Source organism: Kineococcus glutinatus, from assembly GCF_039542765.1.
In the GTDB taxonomy this organism is placed as follows: domain Bacteria; phylum Actinomycetota; class Actinomycetes; order Actinomycetales; family Kineococcaceae; genus Kineococcus_A; species Kineococcus_A glutinatus.
This window is the reverse complement of record NZ_BAABIL010000493.1, coordinates 1-4,703: the sequence shown is the minus strand read 5'-3', so window position 1 is coordinate 4,703 and position 4,703 is coordinate 1. Positions and strand designations below refer to the sequence as shown.

Annotated in this window: 7 protein-coding genes and 1 riboswitch; of the genes, 4 read left to right on the top strand and 3 right to left on the bottom strand. The window is 77.1% G+C overall.

The window, feature by feature from the left end; genetic code table 11:
- Window positions 1-75: 75 nt before the first annotated feature.
- Window positions 76-774, top strand: coding sequence for a hydrogen peroxide-dependent heme synthase (hemQ, locus tag ABEB16_RS16955; protein ID WP_345713403.1), 699 nt, complete (start codon window positions 76-78; stop codon window positions 772-774).
- Window positions 775-897: 123 nt separating this feature from the next.
- Here the strand turns inward: hemQ and ABEB16_RS16950 are convergent, their stop codons facing one another.
- On the bottom strand, window positions 898-1,272 hold the full coding sequence (locus ABEB16_RS16950; protein ID WP_345713402.1) for a hypothetical protein: 375 nt from the start codon (window positions 1,270-1,272) through the stop codon (window positions 898-900).
- A 167-nt stretch (window positions 1,273-1,439) separates the two neighbouring features.
- Here ABEB16_RS16950 and ABEB16_RS16945 point away from each other — a divergent pair, with 167 nt between their 5' ends.
- Window positions 1,440-1,634 (top strand): hypothetical protein, encoded by a 195-nt coding sequence (locus tag ABEB16_RS16945; protein ID WP_345713401.1) that lies wholly within the window; start codon window positions 1,440-1,442, stop codon window positions 1,632-1,634.
- Window positions 1,635-1,668: 34 nt separating this feature from the next.
- Here ABEB16_RS16945 and msrB read toward each other — a convergent pair whose 3' ends face one another.
- Both msrB and ABEB16_RS16935 read right to left on the bottom strand, forming a co-directional pair.
- Window positions 1,669-2,097: a peptide-methionine (R)-S-oxide reductase MsrB gene (gene msrB, locus ABEB16_RS16940; RefSeq protein WP_345713400.1), complete on the bottom strand. Its 429-nt coding sequence runs from the start codon at window positions 2,095-2,097 to the stop codon at window positions 1,669-1,671.
- 49 nt (window positions 2,098-2,146) lie between these two features.
- Entirely contained in the window at window positions 2,147-2,626 is a 480-nt protein-coding gene (locus ABEB16_RS16935; RefSeq protein WP_345713399.1) for a hypothetical protein, read from the bottom strand.
- A gap of 97 nt (window positions 2,627-2,723) precedes the next feature.
- On the opposite strand from ABEB16_RS16935, the gene ABEB16_RS16930 reads away from it, so the two are divergent.
- A complete protein-coding gene (locus ABEB16_RS16930; RefSeq protein ID WP_345713398.1) occupies window positions 2,724-3,983 on the top strand; it encodes an alpha/beta hydrolase family protein in 1,260 nt (419 codons plus the stop codon).
- 49 nt (window positions 3,984-4,032) lie between these two features.
- Window positions 4,033-4,123, top strand: a riboswitch (cyclic di-GMP riboswitch).
- A 12-nt stretch (window positions 4,124-4,135) separates the two neighbouring features.
- On the top strand, window positions 4,136-4,657 hold the full coding sequence (locus ABEB16_RS16925) for a hypothetical protein (protein WP_345713397.1): 522 nt from the start codon (window positions 4,136-4,138) through the stop codon (window positions 4,655-4,657).
- Window positions 4,658-4,703 lie beyond the last annotated feature (46 nt).

Genomic DNA, 4,703 nt, shown 5'->3' with positions numbered 1-4,703 from the left:
GGTGGTGCTGGGGCAGCTCGCCGGACCGCCCGGGGCGGGGTCGGCGCCGCGTCCGGCGCGGGGGAGGATGGGGGCATGAGCCAGCCGAGCACACCCAGCCACCAGGAGATCAACGAGACCATCCGCTACGCCATGTGGTCGGTGTTCGCGGTGCGCGACAGCGTGGGGGAGGCCCGGGCGGAGGTCACCGCCGAGGTGGAGGCGCTGCTGGCGGAGCTGGCGGGCAAGGGCCTCGTCGTGCGGGGCTTCTACGACGTCGCGGGCCTGCGCGCCGACGCCGACGTCATGGTGTGGTGGCACGCGGAGTCCGTGGAGCTCGTGCAGGAGGCCTACCGGCGGTTGCGGCGCACCCACCTGGGGCGGCACCTGGAGCCGGTGTGGTCCGTCGTGGCGCTGCACCGGCCCGCGGAGTTCAACCGCGGCCACGTGCCGGCGTTCCTGGCGGGGGAGGAGCCCCGTGGCTACCTGTGCGTCTACCCGTTCGTGCGCTCCTACGACTGGTACCTGCTGCCCGAGGACGAGCGCCGGCAGATGCTGCGCGACCACGGCCTCGCGGCCCGGCCGTTCCCCGACGTGCGCGCGAACACCGTGTCCGCCTTCGCCCTCGGCGACTACGAGTGGGTGCTGGCCTTCGAGGCCGACGAGCTGCACCGCATCGTGGACCTGATGCGCGAGCTGCGGAACACCGAGGCGCGCCGCCACGTGCGCGAGGAGGTGCCGTTCTTCACCGGCCCGCGGGTGCCGCTGGCGGAGCTGGTGGCGGAGCTGCCCTGACGCCGGCCGGTCTGCCGCGCGCGTCGGCGGGTGGTCGCGCGCGGGGCCCCTCCCCTCCGTCCGGGGGGCCCCGCGCGCCGTCAGGGGGCCCGCGTCAGCGCGGGCCGGTCGCCGTCCCCCGCCTCAGCGGGGGCCGACCTGCGCGTCGGTGACGTTGTGGTCGAACGTGTCGGCCTCGGCGGTGTGGTCGCGGCCGGTGCTGGCGGCGCCGATGTCGCCGACGTCGGGCTCTTCCTGGGCCAGGCGCTGCTCGATCGTCTCGTGGTCCGGGTCGTCCTCGGTGATGAGCAGGCCCGTGGCGTTGGAGAGGTTGTAATCCGGCTCGAAGGTCTCGCTCTCGTCGTCACCGTCGAGGGTGTCCGTCGCGAGGCCGCGGGGGTCCGCGGGGTTGCCGGGCTGTCCGTCGTCGCCGAGCTGGCTGTCCGCCTGGCGCAGGTCGGGGTCGTGCACGGCATCCAGTTCCGGGTCGATGCCGTTGTCGGGGATCTCGGCGCTCATGCCCCCACCCTGCCCACTCGGCGCGCCGGGCGCACGCCGGGCGCGTGTCCGGGCCGTGGTGCGGGGGGTGGGGCAGACCCCACCGGGAGGAGGTGGGTCAGCTCGGTGGGGCGGTGCCCGTGGCCGGTGCAGGCTGGATGTCCCACCCGCAGCCGAAGGAGCCCGCCGTGTTCAGCAGCATCGCCGCCGCCGTGCTGACCGCCCTGCTCGCCACGGCCGTCGCGGGCAGCTCCGCCGCCGGCAGCTCGGCTCCCGGCAGCGGGGCGCAGGTCGGCGAAGACGTTCCCCCCGCGCACGCCGGGCCCCTGGAGCTGCTCGAGCGGGCCCTCGGCCGCCCGGGAGACCTCCCCGGGCGGCCGTGAGGGGATCCGGGTGTGCGCCGAGCCGGGCGGCCCGTCAGCTCCCGGCCGCGGCGCGCAGGGTCAGCGAGATCCCGTTGATGCAGAAGCGCTGGTCCGTCGGCGTCGGGTACCCCTCGCCCTCGAACACGTGCCCCAGGTGGGAACCGCAGTTCGCGCAGCGCACCTCGGTGCGGACCATGCCCAGGGAGCGGTCCTCGACGAGCTCGACCGCACCCGAGTCCTTCGGGTCGTAGAAGGACGGCCAGCCGCAGTGCGAGGCGAACTTCGTCGTGCTGGTGAACAGCTCGGCGCCGCACGCCCGGCAGGCGTAGACGCCCTCGGTGGTCTCGTCCTCGTACTCGCTGGTCCACGGGCGCTCGGTGCCCGCCAGCCGGAGGACCTGGTACTCCTCCGGGCTGAGCTGGGCGCGCCACTCGGCGTCGGTCTTCTGCACGGCGTAGCGGCGGGTCTGTTCGGTGCTCACGCCCTGCCCAACCCCCGGGCCCGTGCCGGTGTTCCGCCCGCCCCGGTGCTCAGCCCAGCCGCGGCGTCCCCGCGTACAGGTGCAGCACCGGCACGCCGAGGGAGTCGCGGGCGCGGGAGGCCCAGTCGCGGTGGAAGGTGTCCTCCACGGCGTGCACGCGGGTCACGACGACGACCATGCGCGCGCCGTCGGCCACGGCCGCGCGCAGCTCCGCCAGCGGGTCGTCGTCGGTCAGGGCGCCCTCGGCCCGCAGCCCGGCGGCGCGCAGGGCGGCGAGGGAGCGCTCCAGCGCGGTGGCGGCGTCGTGGCGGGCCCGCTCGGGGTCGGGCCGGCCCCGCACGGCGTCGAGGGCTTCGCGCAGCTCGCCGAGGCTGAGGTGGTCCAGCAGGTCGGCCAGCACGTTGCGCTCGGTGTCGGCGGCGACGAGCACCAGGTGGTCGACGTCCTCGCCCTCGTGCAGCCCCGCGATGTGCGCGGCGTCGTCGGCGCCGAGCGCCTCCTCGGTCAGGACGACGATCCGGTCAGTCACTGCGGTCCCCTCGCCGGTGCCGGCCCGCCCGGTGCCGGCCGACTGCGCAGCACGCTACCGGCGACCCCGCGGGGCCGCATCGGGCATGATCGGGCGCATGGGGCAGGGCCTGGGGCCGGGGGCGCGCCGGGCGCCGGCGCAGGGCGCGGTCGGCGCCGGGGCGCTGGCCACGACGGCCGCGGCGACGACGGGGCTGGCGGTGGCGATCGCCCGGTTCGTCGTCACGCCGGTGCGGCACAAGCCCGACGACGTGGAGCTGCTCGAGGTGCGCCCCGACCGGGTGGTGCTGGCCGCCACGGCCCAGACGCGGGCGCCGGGCCGCTACGGGATCTGGACCGGGGGCGGCGCCGGGCACCTGCGGGTCGGCGAGGTCCTCGCCCACGACGAGGCCGCCGGCCGGGTGGAGCGCACCCTGCTCGGCGTCGACCGGGGTGCGCCAGCCCCCGGCCCGGGCCGGTGGAACCAGTACTTCCACTCCGGCACCCCGGCCGGTGCGCTCGGCATCGCGCACACCGACGTCGTCGTGACCTCGCCGGTGGGTGGGCTGCCGGCCTGGTGGGTGCCCGCCGCCGCCGGGGCGCCGCACCCGCCGCAGCGGCGCACGTGCGCGGTGCTGGTGCACGGCCGCGGTGCCACCCGGGAGGAGGCGCTGCGGGCGGTGCCGGTGCTGCACGCCGCGGGCCTGGACGTCCTGGTGCCCAGCTACCGCAACGACGCCGACGGGCCGTCCTCCCCGGCGGGCCGCTACGGCCTGGGCGACACCGAGTGGCACGACGTCGAGGCGGCCGTGCGCTGGGCGCTGGAGCGGGGCGCGGAGCGGGTCGTGCTGGGTGCGTGGTCGATGGGTGGGGCGATCGTGCTGCAGCTGGTGGCCCGCTCGGCGCTGGCGGAGCGGGTGGACGCCCTGGTCCTGGACGGGCCGGTCCTGGACTGGTTCGACGTGCTGGACCACCAGGCGCGGCGCAACCGGCTGCCGGTGGGCCTGGGCCGCTACGGCCTGCGGCTGCTGGCGCACCCGGGTGCGCGGCGCGTCATCGGGGTGGACGGGCCGGTGGACCTGCGCCGGATGGACTGGGTGGCGCGGGCGGAGGAGCTGCGGCTGCCGGTGCTGCTGCTGCACAGCGACGACGACGAGGTGGTGCCCTCGGGGCCCTCGCACCGGCTGGCGGCCGCGCGGCCGGACCTGGTGACGCACGTGCCGAGCAGCGGCGTGTTCCACACCAAGGAGTGGAACCTGGACCCGGCGGCGTGGGAGGCGGCGGTGCTGGGGTTCCTCGCCGCGCACGGGGTGCTGCCGGCGGCCGCTGCGCCCTCCGGGGGATCCGGGGCGGGCCGTCCGGGTGGCTCCACCGGCTGAGCGCTGGACCGGGCGGTCGCCGGGGACGACTACTGGTGCGGGGCTCCCGCCCCGACAAGGGCAAACCCACCGCGAGGTGGGGACGCAAAGCCACGGGGCCTCCCGCCGCGACCCGCGCGGGAGGCAGCCCGGCCACCGGAGGGAACGCATCCATGCGCAGCACCACCCGCACCGCCGTCGTCGCCGCACTCCTCGTGGGCCTGGCGGTGCCGACCGCCGGCGCCGCCGCCGCGGCGGCCGGCACGACACCGGCCGCCACCGCTGCGGTCGCGGCCAAGAAGCCGGTCACGAAGCCGGTCACCAAGCCGGTGACCAAGCCGGTGACCAAGCCGGTGACGAAGCCGCGGGCCGCGAAGGTCGCCGCCGCCGGCACCGTGGTCTCCGCCGACGCCGCCGCCGGGACGGTGACGTTCACGGTCCGCGGTGGCAGGGACAAGGCCCTGCGCGGGACCGACCTGGTGGTGACCGTGGCCGAGACGGCGCGGATCCGCCGGGACGGCAAGACCGCCACGCTCGCGGAGCTGACGGCCGGCGACCACGTCAGCGTGCAGGGCACCAAGGGCGAGGACGGCTGGACGGTCACGCGCGTCACGGCGTCCTCCCCCGAGGACGAGGTGGCCGAGACCCCGGAGGTCGCGCCGACGCCCACGCCCACGCCGACGTCCGCCGCCTGAGGACCGGGCGCGCCGCGGCCCCCGGACCCGCACGGGTCCGGGGGGC

Excerpts from the sequence above, each read along its gene's own strand:
- ABEB16_RS16950 (WP_345713402.1), bottom strand. The coding sequence starts at position 1,272 with ATGAGCGCCGAGATCCCCGACAACGGCATCGACCCGGAACTGGATGCC.
- ABEB16_RS16925 (WP_345713397.1), top strand. The coding sequence starts at position 4,136 with ATGCGCAGCACCACCCGCACCGCCGTCGTCGCCGCACTCCTCGTGGGC.
- hemQ (WP_345713403.1), top strand. The coding sequence starts at position 76 with ATGAGCCAGCCGAGCACACCCAGCCACCAGGAGATCAACGAGACCATC.
- ABEB16_RS16930 (WP_345713398.1), top strand. The coding sequence starts at position 2,724 with ATGGGGCAGGGCCTGGGGCCGGGGGCGCGCCGGGCGCCGGCGCAGGGC.